The sequence below is a fragment of the Streptomyces violaceus genome (assembly GCF_036014075.1).
In the GTDB taxonomy this organism is placed as follows: domain Bacteria; phylum Actinomycetota; class Actinomycetes; order Streptomycetales; family Streptomycetaceae; genus Streptomyces; species Streptomyces violaceus.
Genome location: NZ_CP107911.1, coordinates 8,228,312 through 8,249,740, shown reverse-complemented (window position 1 = coordinate 8,249,740; position 21,429 = coordinate 8,228,312). Strand labels below are relative to the sequence as shown.

Genomic DNA, 21,429 nt, shown 5'->3' with positions numbered 1-21,429 from the left:
TTGCCACCAGCCTGAACCGCCCGCGACGGTGAAGGAACTCGCGGATCATCTGGGTCGGGACAACGACGGATGGTCGGGCTCCGCACCCATCTGAGCGAAAGGATGTCCGCGGGAGAGCACTTCTTCGGCCTCGTCAGGTAAGCCGATCAGTACCTGCACCGCATGCTGGTACCGATGTGTCAGCACGCCGCGGCCCCGGTTCGTCGAGGGGCGTGCAGCCGCCCACGGGCTCGGCACGCCGCCCCGCCTGATCGCCGGGTGCCGGTGGTCTGCGGGGTGGGATCGGCAGCGAGACGGACGTAGTTCTCGGATTGTCCGCACATCGGTCGCAAAAGCAATGTTTGTAGCGGCCGAAGACGGTCACCTGCCCTGGATGGGACGGGACAGGCTCTGGGCGGGGGCAACGTGCCCGGTACGCCGCTGCACCGTACGACGAAAGGCAGACTCATGACAGAGACCCCACCTGCCACCACGACCGATTCCGGCGCCCCGGTCGAGAGCGACGAGCATTCACTCACCGTGGGACCTGCCGGTCCGATTCTGTTGCAGGACGCCTATCTGATCGAGCAGATGGCGCAGTTCAACCGGGAGCGGATCCCCGAGCGCCAGCCGCACGCCAAAGGGAGCGGCGCTTTCGGTCACTTCGAAGTGACCCACGATGTCAGCGCCTACACCAAGGCGGCCGTCTTCCAGCCGGCAACACGCACCGATCTGGTCGCGCGCTTCTCGACCGTCGCGGGTGAGCGCGGCAGCCCGGACACCTGGCGCGACCCGCGCGGCTTCGCGGTGAAGTTCTACACCAGCGAAGGCAACTACGACATGGTCGGCAACAACACGCCGGTGTTCTTCGTGAAGGACCCGATGAAGTTCCAGCACTTCATCCGCTCCCAGAAGCGCCGCGCCGACAACAACCTGCGCGACCACGACATGCAGTGGGACTTCTGGACACTCTCCCCCGAGTCCGCCCACCAGGTCACCTGGCTGATGGGCGACCGCGGCATCCCGCGGACCTGGCGCCACATGAACGGCTACACCTCCCACACCTACATGTGGATCAACGCCGCCGGCGAGCGTTTCTGGGTGAAGTACCACTTCAAGACCGACCAGGGCATCGAGTGCTTCACCCAGCACGAGGCCGACCAGATGGCGGCAGCCGACACGGACTACCACACGCGTGACCTGTTCGAGCACATCCGCGACGGTGATTTCCCCAGCTGGACGCTGTACGTGCAGGTGATGCCGTACGAGGAGGCAGCAAGCTACCGCTTCAACCCCTTCGACCTCACCAAGGTGTGGCCGCACGGCGACTACCCGCTGATCCCGGTCGGCCGTATGACACTCGACCGCAACCCGACCGACAACCACGCAGAGATCGAGCAGGCGGCCTTCCAGCCCAACAATCTCGTCCCCGGCATCGGCCCCAGCCCGGACCGCATGCTGCTGGCCCGGCTGTTCTCCTACGCGGACGCGCACCGACACCGGATCGGCGGCAACTACCAGCAGCTTCCGGTGAACGCCCCCATCGTGGACGTCCATACCTATTCCAAAGACGGGGCGATGGCGTACCGGAAGACCGCCGACCCGGTGTACGCCCCCAACTCCAAGGGCGGTCCCGCGGCCGACACCGCACGTCATTCCCCGCCCAGCTGGGAAGCCGACGGCGCCATCACCCGTGCGGCGTACGTCAGTCACCCCGAGGATGACGACTGGAGCCAGCCCCGCACAATGGTGCGCGAGGTCTTGGACGACGCCGCGCGCGACCGTCTGGTCGACAACGTCGTCGGTCATCTCCTCAACGGCGTCTCGGAACCCGTCCTCAAGCGGGCCTTCGAGTACTGGTCGAACATCGACAAGACCATCGGCGACCGCATCGCCCAGGGGGTGCGCGCCAAGGCGGGCGAGAAGGACCCGAAGGCCGCCGAGCAGGGCAATCCCGCACGGCGCGACATGCAGGACAAGGCCTGAGGGATCGGGTCCCCAGGGTGGGCTTCCGCCTCCCGACACTGCCGAGCGGAAGCCCACCGACCCATGCGCAGCCGATCAGCTGGTCTTCTTCGACCGGCTGCTTGTCACCCTGCTCCATCTGCGCCATCCCCTGCCGCACGCGGTGCTCGCCGAGCTGTTCGCGGTGGACCGTTCCACCGTCTCCGAAGCGATGCGCCAGGTCCGCCCGCTGCTGACGGCACGTGGTTCAGCCATGCCCGACCGGCCGGGCCTGCGGCTGAGGATCCCTGGAGGATCTCTTCGCCCATGCCGAGACCGAGGACGCCGAGCTGTGGTTCGACGGGACACACCTGAGTCCCTCACAGACGCTCCGCCCGCTCCGTCATGGTGCCCCCACGCACTCCCGCCCCCAGAACTATGGTGTCCCACCACATACGCCACTGACCTGCGGATTCCTACGGTATGGCGACACACAACCGTCCCCGCCAACCGCCTGGAAGTGGTGCCGATGACCTCCCCCGCGACCGCTCCCCCACCCCCCGCCAACCTCAAACGCATCGTCACGGCCAGCCTCATCGGCACCACCATCGAGTGGTACGACAACTCATTCGGTCAGGGCTAGGACCTGCGGTTTTCTATGATTCCGGCCCTCGAAGTCAGCACGGAGCCAGCACGGGGTTCGTGGCGTGCTGATTCGGTGCTGGCCGACCTGCGTCGCAACGCGCTCCATTGCCCCCGACGGCATCCGCACGTGATTACTCACTGGAGACCCTCGCCGACCTGGTCGCCGAACTCGGCGACCACGCCCGCGCGGCCACCCCGCAGGAGGCAGCGAAGGCAGGCGATGTGGTGGTGGCGACCGTCCCCATGAGCGCCTACCACAAGCTCCCCGCCGGCGCTCTCGCCGGGAAGATCGTGATCGACACCATGAACTACTACCCGGAGCGCGACGGCCGCATCGCCGAACTCGACAGCGGCGACATCACCTCAAGCGAACTGCTCCAGCGACACCTGGCCGACTCACCTGTCGTCAAGACGCTCCACAACATGGACCGGGTCCGCCTGTACAGCCGGGCCAGCCCGCCGGCACTGCGGACCGCAGCGCCCTGCCCGTGGCCGGTGACGACCCGGCCGCCAAGACCGAGATCATCCGGCTTCTGGACGTCCTGGGCTACGACGCCGTGGACATCGGCACACTCGCCGACTCCTGGCGCTGCGAGCCCGGAACACCCGTCTACGTCTGGCCCTACCTCGGAGAACGCCCTGAGGGGACCACCAAGGAGGAGACGCAGAGGTGGTTCCGGGAAGGCCCGGGCGAGCCGGTGCCCACCGACCGGGTCAAGAAGCTCATCGACGCAGCCGTCCGAGGCCCCGTGGGCGGCACCTTCGCCGCCCTCCCGTTCTGGGGCTGAGCCCCAGGGCCCATCCCTGGATGGATGACAGACCAGGCGCTGCGGCGATCACCACGGCAGCCGTGGTGATCGCCGCGACGAGAGCGGTTCGGCCGGGCTGATCGTGCCGATCGCCCGCGAGATGGTCGAGATGGACTACCAGTGGTACGCGCCGTTCCCCATGGACGCGAAGGAGACAGCCGACACCTTCCGCCTGACCGCCACCGACCTCGGCTCCGCCGTCCGCAACGAGGTCGGCTGAACTCCCACCGCCACACCGGCAGGCCGACGGCATGGCCGCCGACACCGTGAACGTTCGCGGTCACGGCATGAGGAACTCGGCACGGCAGGCACTTGAACCACAGCGGCGCCGGGACAGAACATGTACGCCACAAGAAGGCGTCGGAACATCGAACACGAGGTGGGTCACCGGAGATGAACAGCACTGGATCCGTGACCGACCTGGCGCCCGGGGCGTTCGCCGTGGATTCCAGGGTCCCGGGTGACGCACCGCGAGGATTCGATGCCTTCCGTCGTGGATGGCAGACGCAGATCGGCGATGTCTTCCCCCTGCCGGCCTTCAGCCCGGCCACGATCGCCGACTTCCGGCTCAAGGGATCCGTCGCCCGGGTGCGCGATGTGGTGATCGCTGATCTCCACATGGCTTCGGCCACCCGGATCGCGGACCCCGCGGGCGGCGATCGGGACCTCGTGGAGATCCACGTATTGCGGCGCGGCGCATGGACGTTGGGCGGCCTGCCCGATCGCGACGAGCACACCATATCGACCGGGCAGTTCCTTTTCCGGCACTTTGGGCGGCAGATGCCCTTCGAGACGGCGCCGCACACCACGGCGCAGTTCCTTTTCCTGCCCTCCGCGACGCTCAGATCCCTGCTCGGGAGCCGGACTGTCATCGGGCCGGCGGACTCGGCCGAGATGCGCCTGCTGACGGCCCACACGAGCATGATCCAGAAGACGGCCACCGACCTCGGCCCGGCCGGTGTGCACGCCGCCCACAGCACCCTGATCGAACTGGCCAAGGCCGTGGCGGTGCGCCGCTTCGACGACGTGGAACCACAGTTGGCTCCCGCACTCACCCGGGCCGCGAAGGACCTCACCAACAGCCATCTCACTCATCCCGAGCTGTCCCCGACGATGCTGGCACGCGAGCTCAACGTCTCCGTACGCACCCTGCAGCGGGCATTCGCCGCGGTAGGAGAGTCGGTGACCGCCTACATCCGCCACCGGCGGCTGGAAGAAGCCCGGCTCGCCCTCACATCGCCATCCGGCCGGTGGAGCGTCTCGGAGCTCGCCGCCCACTGGCACTTCGTCGACAGCAGCCACTTCATCCGCGCCTTCAAGAAACACTACGGCCAAACGCCCACTGAATATGCCCGCTCGACCGGATCGGCCGCACGCTGAACCGACCTGAAGCAGGGCCTGACACATGAACTGACCGAAGACGATCATGGACGAAAACCCCGCCCGCTTCTTCGGACAGTCAAAGTACTACGGAGCGGCTTTGCCATCATGGTCACCATGGGTCAACGAGACCGCTCCCGCCCCCTGGCTGTGCAACACAACTTCAGCGACGATGAAATCGAGCCCGGACTCAAAGCTGTTCGCCGCTACGCCAGTTTGGCACTTGGCGTCCGCGACGCGTCCCAGCCCAATGAGCACTGTGCATCGTGAAGTTGCAGGTCACGGGCTGGCGTGCGCCGGGCTCGGGATGCTGTCGCGGGCGGATGACTTCGGGGAAGATCGCCGGTCAGTTGGAGACTTCGCGGTTCGTCAGGACCAGCATGGCCCTCACCAGGCGGTCGCCCACTTCGGGTCGGTGCGGACCTTCCGGAGGACCCGCCGGTTCTTCAGGTGCGCGAAGCCGTGCTCGACCGGCGCCCGGACCGCGGCCAGCGCCGTGCTGGACAGCTTCTGACCACGTGTCAGAGGACGGTTCCGGGCGGCCTGTAGCCGGTGTGCAGTGTTCACTCGGGCTCAGCACGGCCCACACCGATAACGCCGACGTTCTCGGCTGACTGGACACGCGCGGGTGGATGGCTGTTTCCACGTACCCCTTCTGTGCTCGACTGATCAAGCATCGCGTGAACCAGGAACCGGATGAAGGCCGTACTTATCCACGGACAAGTTGTCCGTGGCAACCGTGCGATGCAGGAGAGATGACCTTCGTCATACAGCACCGGATGTTCGTTCCATGTCATCCACAGCGCTGCGGTGCTCCGAGGCGACGCCTCGCGCTGCGAGCAGGGCGTCAGACTGGGCAGCGTCAAACGGCCGCACGACGATTTCGGCGACGAGCGGCGCTCAACAGGGATCCAGTGACCATGCGGCATCGGGGCAATCCTGCCTGCGATGACAACGAGTGCACCTGCGCGAGCTGCAGCATGAAGGTGTTGCGCAGCCACGGTTCGAGCTGCTGACAGTGCTCGAAGGAGTCAAGGAGCAGGACAGTGCCGGATTGCACGCACGCCGGAGCGGCGGGCCTCCTCGACGCAGCGCGGCTCCGCGCCGAGGAAGCGGACGTCGAGATGCACCACGTTGCGGCCGGCGAGTTCCGCCTGACCGGGCGGCATGACGCAGCAACGTGGACTCACCGATACCTCCCCGGGTGTACAGGTACGCAACAAGGGGAGCGTCTGCCGCTGCCGACAGCATCCGGTCGAACATGGCTCGCTCCGGTTACCGGGCCACCGGCGCATCGGCTCGTGTCTGCCGCCAGCCTGTCCGCCAGTCCCCTCACACCCAACGCCGCTTTCCTCAAACAGGTCGCGGTTTTCCAGTCAGGTCAGATGCGCCCGGCGGGCCGGGGCGGGGCAGACAGGAAGGGGAGCAGCTCGCGGGCAAAGGCATCGGGGCGTTCCTCGGGCACGAAGTGGCCACTGCCCGGGATCACCGCGCCGGTCAGGTGCGGCGCGGCCCTGTTCAGGCTGTCGGCGAGTCGGGCACCGGTGCTGTGCTCGCCGCCGACGGCGAGTACGGGCATGGGAAGGGTTCCTCCGGTTTCGTGCCAGGCCCGGTTGACGCGGCCGTCGTCAAGGAGGGTGCGGTAGTGCGCGAAGCCGGCGCGCAGTGCCTCGTATCCGCGGTAGGAGGAGGCGATGGTGTCGACCTCTTCCGGCGGGAAGGTTCCGGGTACCGCGGACAACCAGTCGAACCACCAGGTGAGGAAGTCGCTCTCCCGGCCTTCGAGGAGCAGCTCGGGCAGTTCTTCGGTCATGAAGAGGCCGAAGTGGAACAGACCGCCGGAGGCCACGTCCATCGCCTGCTCCAAGCCGAAGCCGGGGAGGGCGAGTTCGACGAGGACGAGGTGTTCGACTTCCTCGGGGTGACGGCGGGCGTAGGCGAAGGCCACCATGCCACCGATGTCGTGCCCGACGATGCGCACGCCGCCGTGGATGCCGAGCTGGGCGAGGAGTTCGCGCATGTCCTCTGCTTGTGTGTCCTTGTCGTATCCGTTCGGAGGACGGTCAGAGGCACCCATGCCGCGCAGTTCGGGTACGACGACGCGGTCACCGTGCGCGGCGAGGACCGGCATGAGGTGTCGCCAGGCCCGCCATGTCTGGGGCCAGCCGTGCAGAAGGAGTACGGGTGCACCGGACCCGCCGACCACGGCATGCAGCCGGGTGCCGTTCGCCCTGACGGTGATGCTCTCGAATCCGTCGGGGAGGGGTGTTTCGTCACTCATGGGATCACCTGGGGCTGGGGCGAAGAGGAAGACCAGGAACTTCTGTCCGTCAGGGCCGGCCGAGCCAGCGGCGAGCTTGGTCAGTACCTGGTCGGTGGAGGTGACGCGGGCTCCGGTGCGCTCGACGGCGCAGCGGATGCGGGCATCGTCGGGTGGTCGGCGTTGTTGAGGGCGGGGTGGACGGGGGCAGTTCACCGTGCCGCCCTTGTGGCCGGTGAGAAGCAAGACGCTGCTCTGGGGGAAGGAAGGACCCTGACGGGTACAGCCGGTGCCGTTGTGCCAGGAGTGCTGCCCGGCCCGAGGACACGGAGTGGTCAAATCTTCCGTGCGAGGGCTTTGCGGACTGCGGGTACGACTTCGGCGGCGAACGCGCGGATCTGCTGGCCGTGGTCTCGTTCGGGCCAGATGACGAAACCGTTCATTCCGACGGTGCGCACGAGTGTGACAAGGTGCTCGGTCCACTGGACGGCGGGCCCCTGGAACGGGCCGGCCGACTCCGGTTGGATGACACCGGCGATGTTGTAGACCCGGCGGATCGTGCCCGGATCGCGGCCCGCGGCCAGAGCTGCGTCGTCGATGCGGCGGACAGCCGTGGGCAGTGCGTCGAGTCCGAGGTAGGCATGCGAGGGAAGCCAGCCGTCCGCTTTTGCACCGGTCAGGGCCAGCATGCGGGGTCCGTACGAGCCCAGCCACAGCCCCAGACCGGGGCCCGGCGCCGGGCCGGGGTGGACGCCGGCGAGCGAGTAGTGCGCGCCGTGCGTCCGCACACTGCGCTCGCCACTCCACATGGCCCGGATGACGGTGATCGCCTCGTCAACTGCGTCGACGGCCTCCTTCGGCGTGCGACGGGAGCCGCCCATGGCCTCGATGGCTTCCCAGAAGGCGCCGGCACCCAGGCCGAGCTGGACCCGGGAGCCGGTCAGTCTGTCCAAGGTCGCCACAGCCTTCGCCAGCACCGCCGGCGGACGCAACGGCAGGGAACTGACGGTCGGGACGAGCGTGACATGTCGCGTCCGCGCGGCCAGGAAGGTGAGCAGTGTCCAGGTGTCGTCGAACGCCGCTTGGTACGGGTGGTCCTGGACGGTGAGAAGGTCGAGGCCGAGACTGTCGATGAGTAGTGCCTGCTCACTGGAGCGGCCGACGGGGAGGGCCTTCGGCTCTACGTTCGCGCCGAACAGGACAGGGAGGGGCATGAAAGTCTCCTGATCGACCGGCGCTTGCTCGATGTCGGCCGCGGTGGTCGGGAGCGGGAAAGGGAACGGGCTCGCCGTCGGCTCGGAGGCAGTGCCTTCGAGACCGGGCGGCAGTCAGGAATGGCGGCTGTTCCGGCACGGGCACTCGGGTCCGTGAGCGCTTCAGCGCGGCGGGCCGAGGATGGCACCGCCGTAGAGTTCGGATGCTTCCGCCACGAGGGATGTGGGATGTCCGTTCTTGGAGGTCGGCTGGGAAACTGGTTCCTGAAGGCCGGGGGGCGGGCCCCGCAGGGTGGGGCGGGCCCGGAGCCCGCCCCCAGGGGCTCAGACGGCCGTGGCGGCGCGCTTGCCCAGTTCGAGGGCGTGAAAGAAGGTCCGGGCACTCATGCCCATGGACGGCACGTTCTCCTGCATCAGCCGCATACGGTGCGGGGCGTCGTGAAACTTGGGGTCGAGCTGGAACTCGGCGGCCAGGGAGAACCAGGTGACCGGTACGGCGCCGGCTTGGACCATTCGCTGCACCGCCGCGTTGTGTGCCTCGAGCGAGGGGCTGGCGGAGGCGTCGACGGCCACGTGCACGCGGTAGCCCTCGCGCAGGCCGCCCAGCACCGTCTGCAGCACGCATCCGTCCGTGGCGATGCCGCCGACCACCAGGTTCTCCCGGCCTTCCTGCCGGACCGCCTGGGCGAACGACTCGTCCAAAAAGGAGTTGAAGTCGACGGCACGCTCGATGACCGGCTGGTCACCGATGGCCTCCAACAGCTCCGGGTACAGCGGGCCGGACGGCTTGCTCGACTGGCCGTTGGTCACGACCAGACCGCTTTCGTACCACTTCGCCGTCTTCGCCAGGCCCACGACGTTGTTGATGTGTTCAGCGAGGTTGTGGGAGCGCAGAAGGTTTGCGAAACCGACTGCGTAGTCGACGAGAACGACGGTGGTGTTGGCGGGGGTGAGGGGCTCAGGAGTCATGACATGACTTCTTTCTGATCAAAGAGGAGGACAGCGGCGCGTTGCCGGCGACTCCAAGTCGTTGCCGACGCGCGGCGCCCGGTCATACGTCCGACACATGACCCTCAGCGGCGGCAACGACTCCTTGTGGCTTGTGGGCCGTTCAGCTACGGGGCATTCAGCGGCCGATGTCGTCCAGCTCGGTCAAGTCCTCATGCGAGAGGGACAGTCCCGCGCCGGTGATGTTCTCGCGCAGGTGCGCTGTCGATGACGTGCCGGGGATGAGCAGGATGTTCGCTGATCGCTGCAGCAGCCAGGCCAGTGCGACGGACATCGGTGTCGCCTTCAATCGAGCGGCGACCGCCGAGAGCGCCGAGGACTGGAGCGGGGTGAAGCCCCCGAGGGGGAAGAAGGGCACGTACGCGACGCCTTCGGTGGCGAGCCGGTCGATGAGCTTGTCGTCGTGGCGGTGGGCGAGGTTGTACATGTTCTGCACGCACACGACCGGCGCGATGCTCTGTGCCTCGGTGACCTGCTCCTCGGTGGCGTTGCTGACCCCGAGGTGGCGGATCAGGCCCTGCTGCTGGAGTTCCACGAGCGTCTCGAACGCCTCGGCGAGCGAGCCTGGCTGGGGACCTCCGGCGTTGCCGAGTCGGAGGTTGACCAGGTCGAGTACGTCGAGCCGGAGGGACGTGAGGTTGTCGTGGACCTGGCGGCGCAGATCTTCGGGTCGCCGGGCCGTGGGCCAGCCACCCCGTTCGTCGCGGGTTGCGCCCACCTTGGTCACGATGTGCAGCGACTCGGGATAGGGGTGCAGTGCCTCGCGGATCAACTCGTTGGTGACGCGCGGCCCGTAGGCGTCGCTGGTGTCGATGTGGGTGATACCGAGGTCGACCACCGCTTCGCGCAGAACGGCCAGGGCGCCCTCGCGATCGGTGGGCGGCCCCATGACCCACGGGCCGGCCAGTTGCATGGCGCCGTAGCCGAACCGGGTGACGGTCAGGTCACCCAGAGTCCAGGTGCCGCCGGGAAGAGAGAGGGAGGGTGTGCTCATGCCGCTGCCTTTCGTCGTGCACGTGGGGGTGCCCCTATGCGGTTCGTCAAGGAAATCGGGCTGCATCGGAGGCCGAGGCGCTTCAGGGGCGACCGGTTCAAGTTCCGTATTGCGCGCCTTGTCGCCGCCACCTGAAACGGAGGCGTCTCCTCATCACCCCTGTGTAACCGGCGTGCGGTGGTGCAGCAGCGATCGTTTTTACTGAGAGTCGTCGAGGAAGTGCAGCGATATGTGGCTGGAGATGTGGGTTGGTGAGTGACAGCAGGCCGCTGTTCACGGCTCAGATCGACTTGAGCACCCGGACCCGATCGGCGATGGCACGTCGCGCGACGTCGGCGCCGAAGGCGATGGAGTCGAACTCGTGCGGGACGCCGGGGTGGAGGTGGAACTCCACCGGCACGCCGGCGCGGCTGAGCTTGGTCGCGTAGGCGGTGTCCTCGTCGCGGAACACGTCGAGTTGGCCGACCTCGATGTAGGCCGGCGGCAGGCCGGTCGCATCCTCGAGACGGGCGGGAGCTGCCGTGGGCGGGACATCGGGGCCGCCGGCGGCCCCGCCGAGCAGTGCCGGCCATGCGGTGCGGCTGTCGTCGTAGGACCACAGCAGGTAGGGCTCGATGTGCGGGTCGGGCGTGGTGGTGCGGTCGTCGAGCATCGGCATGAGCAGGATCTGCCGGGCGATCCGCGGGCCGCCGCGCTCGCGGGCGAGGATCGTCAGGGCCGCTGCCATGCCGCCTCCGGCGCTGTCGCCCATCACGCCGATGCGGTTGGCGTCGACATCCAGCTCGGCGGCGTGTTCGTGCAACCAGCGCAGTGCGGCGTAGGCGTCTTCGAGCGGTGTCGGGAAGGGGTGCTCGGGGGCGCGGCGGTACTCGACCGACAGCATCGGCACGCCGCTGGAGGACACGTAGCGGGAGACCGGGCCGTCGAACAGGTCGATGTGGCCGAAGACGTATCCGCCGCCGTGGAAGAACATCACGGCCGGGCCGGGCTTGGCGCCGTCCTTGACGTACCAGCGCATTTTGATGTGTGCGCCGTCGTCTGCGGTCGCGTAGTGCTCCTGAGTCGTCACGTCGGCCGGGATCGGCTGCGCGGCTCCCGCGGCCCCGATGATCGGTTCCCACATGGCGCGGCGGCCCGCGATGTCGCCCACAGCCGGCGGCTTGGCCTCGGCCATCGCGCCGGCCATCGGGGCCAGCGCCTCGGCGATCTCGGGATCCAGGGACAGTGTCATGGTCGTTTCCTTTCGAGGCTGGTCGGCCGGTGTCAGGCGGCGGGCGCGACGATGACGGCCTTGCCGTGCAGCTCGCCCGTGGCGGCCTGGGCGTGGACTGCCGGCAGCTCCGCCAGCGGCACTCGCTGCGCGACGTCGACGCGCAGCTCGCCGGAGTCGATCAGTGCCACCAGCCGCGACAGCTGGTCGGCGTCGCTGCGGACGAACAGGTCGATGCCGCGCACGCCGCGCTGTTCATCGCTGGGTGCGGGCATCCACACCGTGGTGTTCACCAGCACTCCACCGGGACGAATCAGGGCGGGCAGCGCGGCCAGCTGCGACGGGTCGATCGGCGCGAGGTTGAGCACGACGTCGACCGGCTCGGTCACGGCCTCGGTCACCTCGGTGGTGGTGTGATCGATGATCTCGTCGGCGCCCGCCGTCTTGACCTGCTGGCTGCTGCGCGGGCCGGCGGTGGCCATGACGTACGCGCCGGCGTTCTTGGCCAGCTGCACGGCGTAGCCGCCGACGGCTCCGCCCGCGCCGTTGATCAGCACGCGCTGACCCCCCGTTAGCTTGGCGTGGTCGAACAGCGCCTGGTACGCGGTCAGGCCCACCAGCGGCAGCGCCGCGGCGTCGGCCAGCGGGACGCTCTTCGGCGCCGCCGCGAGGGCCTCGGCCGGGGCGATGACGTACTGCGCTGCGGCGCCGGGCTTGTCCATCGGCAGGAAGCCGACAACCTGGTCGCCGACCGCGATGCCGTCGACACCCTCGCCCAGCGCGTCGACCGTGCCGGCGACGTCGAGGCCGGGAGTGTGCGGCAGCACCACCGGGATGGGGCCTTGCATGAAGCCGCCGCGGATGTTGCCGTCGACGGAGTTGAACGACGTCGCGGCGACGCGGATCCGGACCTCACCGACACCGGGGACGGGCTGCTCCACGTCCTCGTAGCTCAGGACGTCGGGGTCGCCGTACTCGTGGAAACGTACTGCCTTCATTTCGGTTCTCGCCTTCACTGCGATCGAGGTTGCTTCGAATTCGAAGCAACTGTTGATGACGGTACCTCTGCTTCGAATTCGAAGCAAGTGTTTGTCGGTCACTGCCGGTGCGAGCTCATCGCCACGGCGAGTTCGGCGGCGGCCTGGTCGATGCACGCGCGCAGCCGCGCCGCGTCGCTGCGCGCCGTGGCCTGCCAGTCGGCGGGGTCGGCGACGACGATCGTGGGCACGGGTTCGGCGTGCACGTCGGTCAGGCGTCTGCGCATCACCTGCGTGAGGTCGGGCGGCTGCCGGCGGGAGCCGCTGTTGAGCGCCAGCAGCACCGGCATGCCGGAGAGGATTCCGTCCCCGAGGACGGCGAAGAACGAGTCGAATACCTCGCTCGGGGATGCGGCGAGCACCGGGGTCGCCACCACGAGCCCGTCGGCCGCCACGACCGCCGCGATCGCCTCCCGCAGGTCGAGGCTGGCGCGGCGCTGGGCAAAGTGCCGAGCGAGGTCGGGCGCCAGCCAGTGCAGCTCCAGCACCTCCACATCGGCGCGCGCACCTCCGGCCGCCAGTGACCGGCACACAGCCTCCGCCACCCAGTCCGCGAGCCGGCGAGTCGGACGCGGACAGCCGGCACCGGCGCTCACCACGGCCAAGGACACCGGACTCCACGCGGCGGTGCTCATCTCGGCATCGTGTTCTCGGCTGCTTCCCCGCGGCCGGGCTGTGGTGCCGTCACCGGGGAGGGCCGAGGACGACGTTGCCGGACAGTTCCGCGGCTTCGGCAAGCAGCTGAGCGGGGATCTCGAAGCCCTCTGAAGCGATGCGGCAGCCGTGCGGAATGCGCCGGGGCAGGAAGACGATGCCGCCCTCCCGCAACTCGTGCTCCTCCTCGCCGGCCCCCACCAGCGCCGAACCGGACAGCAGGAAGACCTCATCCTCGTTGTCGTGCACGTGGAACGGCGGCGCCTCGCCCTTGCTGACGTCGAAGCCGCCGACGGTCAGCTGCCCACCGGTCGCCTCGGCGTCAAGCAGGAAGCTGAAGACACTCCCGCCGATCCACTCGAGCTGCTGCTGGGCCTCACGTTGCGCGAGATAGGAGATACTCATGGCCGGTCCTCGGGATCCGTGGGCGGCGGCGCCGTCCTCCCTTCCGCAACCCTGCACCGCACCACTGCCCGATCTCCACCTTCCGCGGTGCTCACTCGGGCCCAACACTGCCCACACCGTGCGCTCACCAGGCCACCGCATCGGACCGGTGAGACCGCCAAGGTGGCTGGAACGGCGGCACTCCACACTCTTCGAATTCGAAGCAGTAGACTCCAGACATGCCTGATTCACCGCCGTCGCTCGACCGTGTGCAGCTCGGCGCCTACTTCGACCTCGTCGAGGTGAGCAGCCTGCTCCGGCATGCGGTCGAGCAGCAGCTGCGCGAGACCGGTGATCTCAGCTATGTGCAGTTCCAGCTGCTGGCCCGCCTCGGAGACTCGCCGACGGGCAGCCACCGCATGACCGACCTCGCCGACGGCGTCGTCTACAGCCGCAGCGGCCTGACGTACCAGGTAGGTCTACTCGAAAAGGAGGGCCTGGTCGTCCGCGCTCCCTCGCTGGACGACGAGCGGAGCATCACCGTCACCATCACCGATGCCGGGCGTGAGCTGCTTGCGAAGGTGCTGCCGGGGCATGTCGAGGTGGTCAGCGGCCTGTTGTTCGAGCCGCTTTCGCGCGACGACGTCAAGGCTCTCGCGAGCCTGCTGGCGCCGGTACGCGACCACATGCGCTCCACACCGCCCCGCTCGGCCACGCCTCGCCGCCGCAAAGGCGGAGCATAAGGACTCGGCAGGCGTCGGAGCCCCGCAGACCGCAGCGGAACAGGACGCGGCGAGACGCCGGGCCGGCCGCGGCAGTCGCCGGTCAACCGACCGGGACGGGGGAAGCCGAGGCGTCAGGTTGGTCGGCGGGTGAACGGGGCGGGTGTTTCTTGAATGCGCGGATGAAGTGGCTGCTGTCGGTGAAGTGCCGGCGCGCGGCGGCTTCGGAGACAGCCAAGGGCGAAGAGCCCAGAGCTCGTTGACAGCGGTGTGCTGCGGGGTCACCCAGCGCATCGTTCCCTGGAAGCCGTCGTTCGTGGAAGCGCTGAATTCCGGCCGAGGGTACAGGTCCCCCAAGCGGTGTTCCATGCGTCGATGAACGGCTCCCCCCTCCCCCGGCCGGTGCCGGTGGAGTCGGCGTCGACAGTGAACGTACCCATCCTGTCGCCCGGGCCGAGGAAACGGGCCCTGCTGCTCATGTGTCCTCCGCGCCGCCGAAGATGTCGCCGCAATCCCATCCGGTGTCGCACACGTACACGCCTACTACGCACAGCCGTTCCTACTCTTGGCTTCACTTCCTCTTGGCTGCACTTCAACCGTCAACAATCAATCGCCCGTGGGTGCGCCCGGCTGAGCCGTCGCCCCTGCACGCCGACGCCGCGGGCGCTCTGCCCAGCGGCAAGGTCGTCGTCGCGCCAGGCGACCGACTCCCACCTGACCGACATCTGAGGAGACGACCACGATGATCCCCGACGACGATCCGTCCCGGTCGCTGACCGTCGCGAACCCCGACGCCCCCGGCACGACGTACATCTCGCTGGTGGGCAACACGTACGCCATGCTGGTCACCGGCGAGCAGACCAACGGCCAATACTGCCTGATCGACATGCGCATCCCCGACGGCGGCGGCCCACCGCCGCACCGGCATGACTTCGAGGAGATGTTCACGATCCTCGAAGGCGAGATCGAGTTCACCTTCCGCGGCGAGAAGCACACCGTAAGGGCCGGGTCCACGATCAACATCCCGGCCAACGCGCCGCACAATTTCCGCAACGCCTCGGGTGCGCCGGCCCGCATGCTGTGCATGTGCACCCCCGCCGGCCAGGACGAGTACTTCCTGTGCATCGGCGATGTCGTCGCGGGCAGGGACGCACCGCCGCCGCAGCTGTCGGAGGACGAGCTCGCGGAACGCCGCCGCCGCGCGGCCGAGCTGGCCTTGACCTACCGAAGCGAGTTCCTGTAGCCCGCAGGGGCCGACAGGCCCGGCCGTCGGCCGAAGCTCAGCGAGCCTGGGCGGCCTCGCCGACAGCCTTGGCGAGGTGTGATCGCGCCAGTGACGCCGGGGCCGCGCCGAGTTCTGTGGTCGCCATGCCCCTGAGCGCGCCAAGAGCGGCGATTGCCCTCTCCTGGTACGGGACTGGCTATCTCCACGAAAAGTGCTTCCCCCTGACCATCCATCTCCTGCCGACCGTGGAGGCGGGACAAGACCAATGGAGCGCGGATTGGAAGCGGTGGGCCTGGCGGGCCGGTTGGCGGAAGCTCGAGCCGGTGCGCTGGTGGGCAGGGAGCCGGAGCGGGCGGTGCTCGACCGGATGCTGTCGGGCGCGGCGGACGCTCCGCTCGTGGCGTACATGCACGGTCCCGGCGGCATTGGCAAGTCCTCGCTGGTGCGCTACGCCGCCCGGCAGGCCGAGCTCACCGGCCGCCCCGTGGTGCACGTGGACGGACGGTTCCTCGACGCTGATCCGCGCCGGCTCGAGGAGACTGCGGCCCCGGCGTGTGCCGAACCAGGTGCGGTGCTGCTCATCGACACCTTCGAGCAGTGTCAGTCACTCGAAGCATGGCTGCGCGAGACCTTTCTACTGCGGCTCGCCGACCACGCGATCGTGGTGGTAGCCAGCAGGGTCGCCCCCGACGCCGAATGGTCGCTGGACCCTGGATGGGCGCAGTTGTTCACCGCACTGGCCGTGCGGCCGCTCGAGGCCGCTCAGTCCCACGCCCTGCTCGCTGCCCGGGGTGTCCCCGCAGAGCAGCGCGGCGCCTTCGTCGCCTTCGCCGGAGGCAGCCCGCTCGCCCTCTCGCTGGCCGCCTCCGTCCCGGCCGCACCCGGCGCACCGTGGGAGCCGACCGGCGACGTCCTGAGGACCCTCGTCGAGCGACTGGTGGGCGACCTGCCCAGCGCCGTCCACCGGCGCGCCCTCGAGGTGGTCGCGCAGGCCTACGTCACCCGCGAGCCCCTGCTGCGCGCACTGCTGGGTGACGAGGAACCCGACAAGGTGTTCTCCTGGCTGCGCCAGCTGCCCTACATCGAGGCCACACCCGAAGGGCTGCACCCGCACGACGCGGTGCGGGCGACCCTTGAGGCCGACCTGCGCTGGCGGGACCCCGAGCGCTACGACGACGTCCGCGCCCGCATATCGCTCGCGGGCCTGCAGGCCGTGCGCGGCGCCGCCGAGGAGGACGTGCTGCTGCGGGTCGCGGAGTGGATGTTCCTCTTCCGCAACCGGGGCGCACCGGATGATCTGTACAACTACCGAACACACCCGCACATCGAAGACACTCCGCTCCGGGCCGAAGACGTCCCCGGTGTGCTGCGCATGGCCGAGGAAGCGGAGGGCCCGGCATCAGCGGCAGCGGTCGCGCACTGGGTGCGCCGCCAACCGGAGGCCTTCCGCGTCCATCGCTATGCGGGCTCCTCCGCACCCGCGTCGTTCATGGCCATTCTGCGGCTGGACTCACCGCTGCCCGAGGACCGCGCTGAGGACCCGGTGATCGCGGCAGTCTGGAACCTTGTGGAGGCGGCCGCTCCCCTGCGGCCGGGCGAGCACTTGGGCATCCGCCGCTTCGCGGTGCAACCCTGCGGGCACCAAAGGCCCTCGCCCCTGATGGAGCTCACCAGCCGGCGCGCCATCGGCGAGGAGATGCGGACCCACAAACGCGCGGTGACCTTCACCGTCTTCGAAGACGCCGACCGGTGGGGGCACTACCTCGCCGAGGCCGGGATGCCGGAGGTCGCGGCCGTGGACGTCGACGGGAGGCAACAGCACGTCTTCGGCCGGGACTGGCGACGGCAAACAGTGGAACAGTGGGTGCAACACCGGGCTCGCACCGCGGTCATGCCCGTAGCAACATGGCCCGCGACTGCCACCGCGAGTGACCCGGGCAACCAGCCGGCGCGCGCCGCATTCGCGGAAGGCGTGCTCGAGGCACTGCGCACATGGCAGACCCCCCGCGAATTCGCCACCAGCGTCCTGCTGTACTCCCATCTCGTGCCGCCGGGCTCACCCGACCCGGCCACGGATCTGCGCGGCGCCATCATCACCGCCCTCGACGCGCTGCAGATCGATCCCGCGGGCGTCAAAGCGCACGAGGCTCTCACCGCCACCTACATCACTGCCTCCCGCACCCACAAGGCCGCCGCCCGGCGACTGGGGGTTCCCTACGGCACCTACCGTCGCCACCTCGCCCTGGCCAAGGAACGCCTCATCGAACAACTGCTGCGACAACCGGCCACGAGATCCACACCGACCGCGCTGCACTCGATACCGGAGGAGTGAGGCCAGCGCGGTACCGCGGGGCAACGTCCTCCGCGAGAAGCGCGTACCGCCACTCGTTGAGCCGAGTGCCGCGGTCGTGGACTCACAGTCGGTGAAGACCGAGGTCCATCGATCCGCCGTGAGACGGCGCGGGCCGTCGTCGCGCACGCGGCGCCCCACAGGCCGTGCGCGTCGACGGCCCGCAACCGCCGTTGCCTCACTGCCTCAGAGCAGCTTGTCCAGGGTGATCGGCAGGTCCCGCACTCGCTTGCCGGTCGCGTGATGCACGGCGTTCGCCACAGCCGCACCGACCCCCGTCATGGACACCTCGCCGCCGCCGAGAATGCCGAGCGGCATCTTCGGATCCGGGTCGTCCAGGAAGGACATGTCGATCGGCGGAATGTCAGCGTGCGCCGGGACGTGGTACTCGGCCAGGCTGGGGTTCATGATCCGCCCGTTGCGCGGGTCGACGAGCGTCTCCTCCGCCATCGCCAGGCCCAGGCCCAGACCATCACGATTCGGCCACGCATCTGGCTGGCCGCCGTCTTCGCCTTGATCAGCCTGCCGATGTCGAACACCCCGACCCACCTCGACACCCGCGTCTCGCCGGTCTCGGCATCGACCTTCACCTCGCGGAACGGCGACGGGCTCGACGTGCGGCACATTCGCGCCGCGGAATTTCCTCGTTGCTGCCACCGCCCGTCCTGGGCCGTCCCATTTTTGAGTGAGAACGGGTTGTGAGAACGAATCCCGGCGCGGCTGGGGTCCGGTTCCGCTCGTTCAGGAGCTGCAGCACCTTCTGATGCAGCCGTCCCCAGACTCCCGCACGAGACCAGAGGGCGAAGCGGCGGTGCACGGTCGACTTCGACGCTCCGAAGCACGGCGGCAGTGCCCGCCAGGCGCAGCCGCTGACCAACACTTAGATGATCGCGGCGAAGACCGCCTCATCATCGATGTCCGCGACCCCGCCCCCTTGCGGCCACGCCCGCGCCGACGGCAGCAACGGCTTCGCGATCTCCCACAAGCCGTCCGGAACGATCCATCCCCACCGCCCGCTCCCCATGTCCAGCACAACCGCTAACTGGCCATGTAGGACACGGTCTTAATGTCGCATGCTGCGGCTGCCCACCATCCGGGGCCAGTTCTCGGAGCTCGCCGAAGCAGCCGCCCGCGACCAGATGTCGTATCGCGGCTTCCTCACCGAACTGCTGATGGCCGAGTGCGACGACCGGGCCCGCCCGCCGCTCCCAACGGCGGATCAAGGCCGCCGCCTTCCCGCGAGAAGTCACTGCGGGCCTTCGACTTCGAAGCGAACCCCAGCGTCGACCCGGCGGTCATCCACACCCTGGCAACCTGCGAGTGGGTCAAGAAGGGCATGCCGCTCTGCCTGATCGGCGACTCGGGCACCGGCAAGTCGCGGGACATGGAGCCGGCGCCTGGCCGCGTGCTTCGGGCGGCAGGACCTCGAAGAGCGGTGCCAGACAGTCAACACACTTCTCGCCGACGCCTCCAGCAGTCCCCGAATCTCCCTGCACGACGGTCGACCCCATCTGCACTACAGCGCCACTGGCGCCGACGCAGCCGCGCACATCAGAGCTGTCACCGCAGCCGGACTCGCCTACGTCGTGTGCTCCGCCGGCGCCGAACGGCTGGGGCGCTGCGCGCGCCTCGACTGCGGTCTGGCATTCGTCGACACCTCCCGCAACGGCCGACGCGTCTACTGCTCCGTGCGCTGCGCCAACAACGACGCCGTGGCGCGTCACCGCGAGCGGCTCCACGGTGACGCCCGGCCGTCAACTGCACGGAAGGCTCGGCGAACGTGACCGTCCGGGACGCCGCCATTTCACTTCCCACGGCAAACGACGCTGCTGGCCTCACCCACCGACAACACACCCCTTCCCAGGGCGGTGGTGTCAGTTCTCATCAACATTTTGCGGTCCGGTGATCGACAAGTGCTGCCCGAAGTCGTCGACAACCGGTGTCAGCTCTCACCTCCAAAGCCAGCTGGACATAGCCATGGTGGCGGACACCGCATGGCCTCCCTCCCAGCGGGCGAGAAGCAGTGGCGTCGCCAAGAGGGTCGGCTCGTTGCCTCGAGTGGGTCGTTCGGGCGGGGTCGTGCCGGGCACCTGGAGTCCATGACCGACGACGCAAGCCGTATCCGGCTGGTGCAGACCGTGCTCGACAGTACCGACGCCCGCAAACTCGCCGAGTTCTACCGGTCCCTGCTGGGCCTCGACTACGCGGAGGGGGACGAGCCGCCTCCCGTGGGTCAGCCGGATGAGCACGGCAGGGACTGGCTCGTACTGCGCACCCCCGACGGCGCACCACAGCTCGCCTTCCAGCAAGTGACGCGCCTGCGCGAGCCGGACTGGCCCGACGGCGCGGTACCCCAGCAGATGCACCTCGACCTGAGTGTCGCCTCACTGGAGGAGTTGCACAACCAGCACGAGCGCGTGCTCACCCTCGGCGGCAGCCTGCTCAGCAACCGGGACCGGCCGGATCCCGATGACGAGGAGCGCTTCCGTGTCTACCGGGACCCCGAGGGCCATCCGTTCTGCATCTTCGTCGCGGAGCGCGACGAGTAGCCCGCGGGCACCTCCCGCGCAGAACTCCTGGCCGCCCTAGTCGCCGCCGCGGACGTCGAACCCAAGCAGCTAGCCCCTCTGCTGCACCACTACCGTCGCCTGCCAGCCGACACTCTCGCCGGCGACCAAGACAGAGACGACCTGCCCGCCGTACGTGCACCCGGCCCACGCCGCGTCGCCTCGACGTAACGAACTGCGGCCCTGCCAGGTCACACGACGAGCCCCATCCCCCCGGCGGAACCCAGCCCCACGCCCGCCGACCACCAGACTGACCGACCGGGCGTGCTGCGGCCCCGTGCGGATCCGGTTTGATTTATCCACTGCACAGTCGTTGCGAAAACGCCCGCCCGGAGCGGTGAACACGAGACCGTGGCGGAGTGGTCCCTAACCTCGGCCTCCGGCGGACCGCTCCCCTGCGGAGGGAGACGACCTCGTCGCTGATCTGCCGCATCGCCAGCCGCTACGGGATGGAAGCAAAGGTGCTGCGGGGGTGCTGGAAGTGGCGCAACCACCAGCCTTGGCAGGAGGGCGGAGACGCACGGGCCGAGCCGAGGTGCTGCTGAACGCAGCCGGACGTCAGCTCCTGGCGGGCATGTGCGGCGTCGAGGAAGACGTGCTGGCACGGGCGTTGCCGTCCTGGGAAGAAGAGGGCACCAAGCTGCGTGCCGAGGACGGCGATCCGGTGGGGCTGTGGCGGATCGGTGGCGCGGTGGCCGGTCCGGTGGCGTTCGGCTGCCGGCTGTGCACGGCCCGGCGCACGGGAACGGCTCTCCGGGCGGTGCGGTACACGCCCCGGTGGGAGCGGGCGTGTGTTCGGCATGGGCGGTGGCTGCTGGACGCGGACGCCCACCAGCCGCTGGAGCACCTCGATCTGCGTGGCCTACCGGAGGTGGTGGCGGCGCAGCCCCCTCCGAGCGTCAGGTGATCTTGGTCGGCCGTGGGCCGCGATCCACGACAGCAGCCGCATCCCCGCCGACTTCCGGCTCTACCTCACCGCGACCCGCGCATCCTCGCCTCGCTCCGGCCAGCAGGTCACAACCGAGATCATTAAGCAACCACGTCAGC

21 protein-coding genes and 5 pseudogenes are annotated in these 21,429 nt (G+C 68.8%); 13 read left to right on the top strand and 13 right to left on the bottom strand.

Annotated elements, in window-relative coordinates; all coding sequences use genetic code 11:
• The first annotated feature begins 447 nt into the window (after positions 1-447).
• From OG542_RS37210 to OG542_RS37185, 6 genes and pseudogenes are all read left to right on the top strand, one after another.
• Entirely contained in the window at positions 448-1,965 is a 1,518-nt protein-coding gene (locus tag OG542_RS37210) for a catalase (protein WP_328416807.1), read from the top strand.
• A pseudogene (locus OG542_RS37205) lies at positions 1,931-2,182 on the top strand (helix-turn-helix domain-containing protein); the annotation flags it as partial. The gene OG542_RS37210 and the pseudogene OG542_RS37205, both read left to right, overlap by 35 nt.
• Before the next feature lie 491 nt (positions 2,183-2,673).
• Positions 2,674-2,820, top strand: a pseudogene (locus tag OG542_RS37200) (hypothetical protein); the annotation flags it as partial.
• 236 nt (positions 2,821-3,056) lie between these two features.
• Positions 3,057-3,356 (top strand): NAD(P)-binding domain-containing protein, encoded by a 300-nt coding sequence (locus tag OG542_RS37195; protein WP_328418346.1) that lies wholly within the window; start codon positions 3,057-3,059, stop codon positions 3,354-3,356.
• Positions 3,357-3,459: 103 nt separating this feature from the next.
• Positions 3,460-3,597 carry a hypothetical protein gene (locus OG542_RS37190; RefSeq protein ID WP_328416805.1) on the top strand — a complete coding sequence of 46 codons (138 nt, stop codon included), beginning with the start codon at positions 3,460-3,462 and terminating at the stop codon, positions 3,595-3,597.
• Between the two features lie 191 nt (positions 3,598-3,788).
• Positions 3,789-4,757 carry a helix-turn-helix domain-containing protein gene (locus tag OG542_RS37185; RefSeq protein WP_328416803.1) on the top strand — a complete coding sequence of 323 codons (969 nt, stop codon included), beginning with the start codon at positions 3,789-3,791 and terminating at the stop codon, positions 4,755-4,757.
• A 346-nt stretch (positions 4,758-5,103) separates the two neighbouring features.
• Here the strand turns inward: OG542_RS37185 and OG542_RS37180 are convergent.
• From OG542_RS37180 to OG542_RS37135, 10 genes and pseudogenes are all read right to left on the bottom strand, one after another.
• Positions 5,104-5,303: pseudogene (locus tag OG542_RS37180) on the bottom strand (IS5/IS1182 family transposase); the annotation flags it as partial.
• 485 nt (positions 5,304-5,788) lie between these two features.
• Positions 5,789-5,926: a hypothetical protein gene (locus OG542_RS37175; protein WP_328416800.1), complete on the bottom strand. Its 138-nt coding sequence runs from the start codon at positions 5,924-5,926 to the stop codon at positions 5,789-5,791.
• Between the two features lie 212 nt (positions 5,927-6,138).
• Positions 6,139-7,038 (bottom strand): alpha/beta fold hydrolase, encoded by a 900-nt coding sequence (locus OG542_RS37170; RefSeq protein WP_328416798.1) that lies wholly within the window; start codon positions 7,036-7,038, stop codon positions 6,139-6,141.
• Positions 7,039-7,352: 314 nt separating this feature from the next.
• Positions 7,353-8,231 (bottom strand): LLM class flavin-dependent oxidoreductase, encoded by an 879-nt coding sequence (locus OG542_RS37165; protein ID WP_328416796.1) that lies wholly within the window; start codon positions 8,229-8,231, stop codon positions 7,353-7,355.
• Between the two features lie 324 nt (positions 8,232-8,555).
• The gene (locus tag OG542_RS37160) at positions 8,556-9,200 is read right to left on the bottom strand and encodes an isochorismatase family protein (RefSeq protein ID WP_279542824.1); all 645 of its coding nucleotides are present in this window, start codon (positions 9,198-9,200) and stop codon (positions 8,556-8,558) included.
• Between the two features lie 157 nt (positions 9,201-9,357).
• The gene (locus tag OG542_RS37155; RefSeq protein WP_328416793.1) at positions 9,358-10,233 is read right to left on the bottom strand and encodes an aldo/keto reductase family oxidoreductase; all 876 of its coding nucleotides are present in this window, start codon (positions 10,231-10,233) and stop codon (positions 9,358-9,360) included.
• A 280-nt stretch (positions 10,234-10,513) separates the two neighbouring features.
• Complete coding sequence (locus OG542_RS37150) at positions 10,514-11,464, bottom strand: alpha/beta hydrolase (RefSeq protein ID WP_328416791.1); 951 nt, start codon at positions 11,462-11,464, stop codon at positions 10,514-10,516.
• Positions 11,465-11,496: 32 nt separating this feature from the next.
• Entirely contained in the window at positions 11,497-12,441 is a 945-nt protein-coding gene (locus tag OG542_RS37145) for an NADP-dependent oxidoreductase (RefSeq protein ID WP_328416789.1), read from the bottom strand.
• A 98-nt stretch (positions 12,442-12,539) separates the two neighbouring features.
• The gene (locus OG542_RS37140; RefSeq protein WP_328416787.1) at positions 12,540-13,115 is read right to left on the bottom strand and encodes an NAD(P)H-dependent oxidoreductase; all 576 of its coding nucleotides are present in this window, start codon (positions 13,113-13,115) and stop codon (positions 12,540-12,542) included.
• 49 nt (positions 13,116-13,164) lie between these two features.
• Positions 13,165-13,539, bottom strand: coding sequence for a cupin domain-containing protein (locus OG542_RS37135; RefSeq protein ID WP_328416785.1), 375 nt, complete (start codon positions 13,537-13,539; stop codon positions 13,165-13,167).
• 218 nt (positions 13,540-13,757) lie between these two features.
• Here OG542_RS37135 and OG542_RS37130 point away from each other — a divergent pair, with 218 nt between their 5' ends.
• The 3 genes from OG542_RS37130 to OG542_RS37120 all read left to right on the top strand — a co-directional run bounded on the left by OG542_RS37130 (position 13,758) and on the right by OG542_RS37120 (position 17,797).
• Positions 13,758-14,261: a MarR family winged helix-turn-helix transcriptional regulator gene (locus OG542_RS37130; protein ID WP_279542818.1), complete on the top strand. Its 504-nt coding sequence runs from the start codon at positions 13,758-13,760 to the stop codon at positions 14,259-14,261.
• A gap of 721 nt (positions 14,262-14,982) precedes the next feature.
• Positions 14,983-15,483, top strand: coding sequence for a cupin domain-containing protein (locus OG542_RS37125; RefSeq protein ID WP_328416780.1), 501 nt, complete (start codon positions 14,983-14,985; stop codon positions 15,481-15,483).
• A gap of 247 nt (positions 15,484-15,730) precedes the next feature.
• Positions 15,731-17,797, top strand: coding sequence for an ATP-binding protein (locus tag OG542_RS37120; RefSeq protein ID WP_328416778.1), 2,067 nt, complete (start codon positions 15,731-15,733; stop codon positions 17,795-17,797).
• 204 nt (positions 17,798-18,001) lie between these two features.
• On the opposite strand, the gene OG542_RS37115 is transcribed toward OG542_RS37120, so the two are convergent.
• The 3 genes and pseudogenes from OG542_RS37115 to OG542_RS37105 form a co-directional block, all read right to left on the bottom strand.
• Complete coding sequence (locus OG542_RS37115) at positions 18,002-18,265, bottom strand: hypothetical protein (protein ID WP_328416776.1); 264 nt, start codon at positions 18,263-18,265, stop codon at positions 18,002-18,004.
• Positions 18,220-18,441 carry a molybdopterin cofactor-binding domain-containing protein gene (locus OG542_RS37110; RefSeq protein WP_328416774.1) on the bottom strand — a complete coding sequence of 74 codons (222 nt, stop codon included), beginning with the start codon at positions 18,439-18,441 and terminating at the stop codon, positions 18,220-18,222. Before OG542_RS37110 ends, OG542_RS37115 begins: the two co-directional genes overlap by 46 nt.
• A gap of 32 nt (positions 18,442-18,473) precedes the next feature.
• Positions 18,474-18,839, bottom strand: a pseudogene (locus tag OG542_RS37105) (transposase); the annotation flags it as partial.
• 43 nt (positions 18,840-18,882) lie between these two features.
• Between OG542_RS37105 and OG542_RS37100 the strand changes: the two are divergent.
• The 4 genes and pseudogenes from OG542_RS37100 to OG542_RS37085 all read left to right on the top strand — a co-directional run.
• Positions 18,883-19,193 (top strand): annotated as a pseudogene (locus tag OG542_RS37100) (ATP-binding protein); the annotation flags it as partial.
• A gap of 208 nt (positions 19,194-19,401) precedes the next feature.
• Positions 19,402-19,599 carry a CGNR zinc finger domain-containing protein gene (locus OG542_RS37095; RefSeq protein ID WP_328416772.1) on the top strand — a complete coding sequence of 66 codons (198 nt, stop codon included), beginning with the start codon at positions 19,402-19,404 and terminating at the stop codon, positions 19,597-19,599.
• 315 nt (positions 19,600-19,914) lie between these two features.
• Entirely contained in the window at positions 19,915-20,364 is a 450-nt protein-coding gene (locus tag OG542_RS37090; RefSeq protein ID WP_328416770.1) for a VOC family protein, read from the top strand.
• A gap of 553 nt (positions 20,365-20,917) precedes the next feature.
• Positions 20,918-21,289: a hypothetical protein gene (locus tag OG542_RS37085; RefSeq protein ID WP_328416769.1), complete on the top strand. Its 372-nt coding sequence runs from the start codon at positions 20,918-20,920 to the stop codon at positions 21,287-21,289.
• Positions 21,290-21,429 lie beyond the last annotated feature (140 nt).

Coding starts and splice junctions, on each gene's coding strand:
- OG542_RS37210 (WP_328416807.1), top strand. CDS start 448: ATGACAGAGACCCCACCTGCCACCACGACCGATTCCGGCGCCCCGGTC.
- OG542_RS37175 (WP_328416800.1), bottom strand. CDS start 5,926: ATGCCGCCCGGTCAGGCGGAACTCGCCGGCCGCAACGTGGTGCATCTC.
- OG542_RS37170 (WP_328416798.1), bottom strand. CDS start 7,038: ATGAGTGACGAAACACCCCTCCCCGACGGATTCGAGAGCATCACCGTC.
- OG542_RS37165 (WP_328416796.1), bottom strand. CDS start 8,231: ATGCCCCTCCCTGTCCTGTTCGGCGCGAACGTAGAGCCGAAGGCCCTC.
- OG542_RS37160 (WP_279542824.1), bottom strand. CDS start 9,200: ATGACTCCTGAGCCCCTCACCCCCGCCAACACCACCGTCGTTCTCGTC.
- OG542_RS37155 (WP_328416793.1), bottom strand. CDS start 10,233: ATGAGCACACCCTCCCTCTCTCTTCCCGGCGGCACCTGGACTCTGGGT.
- OG542_RS37150 (WP_328416791.1), bottom strand. CDS start 11,464: ATGACACTGTCCCTGGATCCCGAGATCGCCGAGGCGCTGGCCCCGATG.
- OG542_RS37145 (WP_328416789.1), bottom strand. CDS start 12,441: ATGAAGGCAGTACGTTTCCACGAGTACGGCGACCCCGACGTCCTGAGC.
- OG542_RS37140 (WP_328416787.1), bottom strand. CDS start 13,115: ATGAGCACCGCCGCGTGGAGTCCGGTGTCCTTGGCCGTGGTGAGCGCC.
- OG542_RS37135 (WP_328416785.1), bottom strand. CDS start 13,539: ATGAGTATCTCCTATCTCGCGCAACGTGAGGCCCAGCAGCAGCTCGAG.
- OG542_RS37130 (WP_279542818.1), top strand. CDS start 13,758: ATGCCTGATTCACCGCCGTCGCTCGACCGTGTGCAGCTCGGCGCCTAC.
- OG542_RS37125 (WP_328416780.1), top strand. CDS start 14,983: ATGATCCCCGACGACGATCCGTCCCGGTCGCTGACCGTCGCGAACCCC.
- OG542_RS37120 (WP_328416778.1), top strand. CDS start 15,731: ATGGAGCGCGGATTGGAAGCGGTGGGCCTGGCGGGCCGGTTGGCGGAA.
- OG542_RS37115 (WP_328416776.1), bottom strand. CDS start 18,265: ATGGCGGAGGAGACGCTCGTCGACCCGCGCAACGGGCGGATCATGAAC.
- OG542_RS37110 (WP_328416774.1), bottom strand. CDS start 18,441: ATGTGCCGCACGTCGAGCCCGTCGCCGTTCCGCGAGGTGAAGGTCGAT.
- OG542_RS37090 (WP_328416770.1), top strand. CDS start 19,915: ATGACCGACGACGCAAGCCGTATCCGGCTGGTGCAGACCGTGCTCGAC.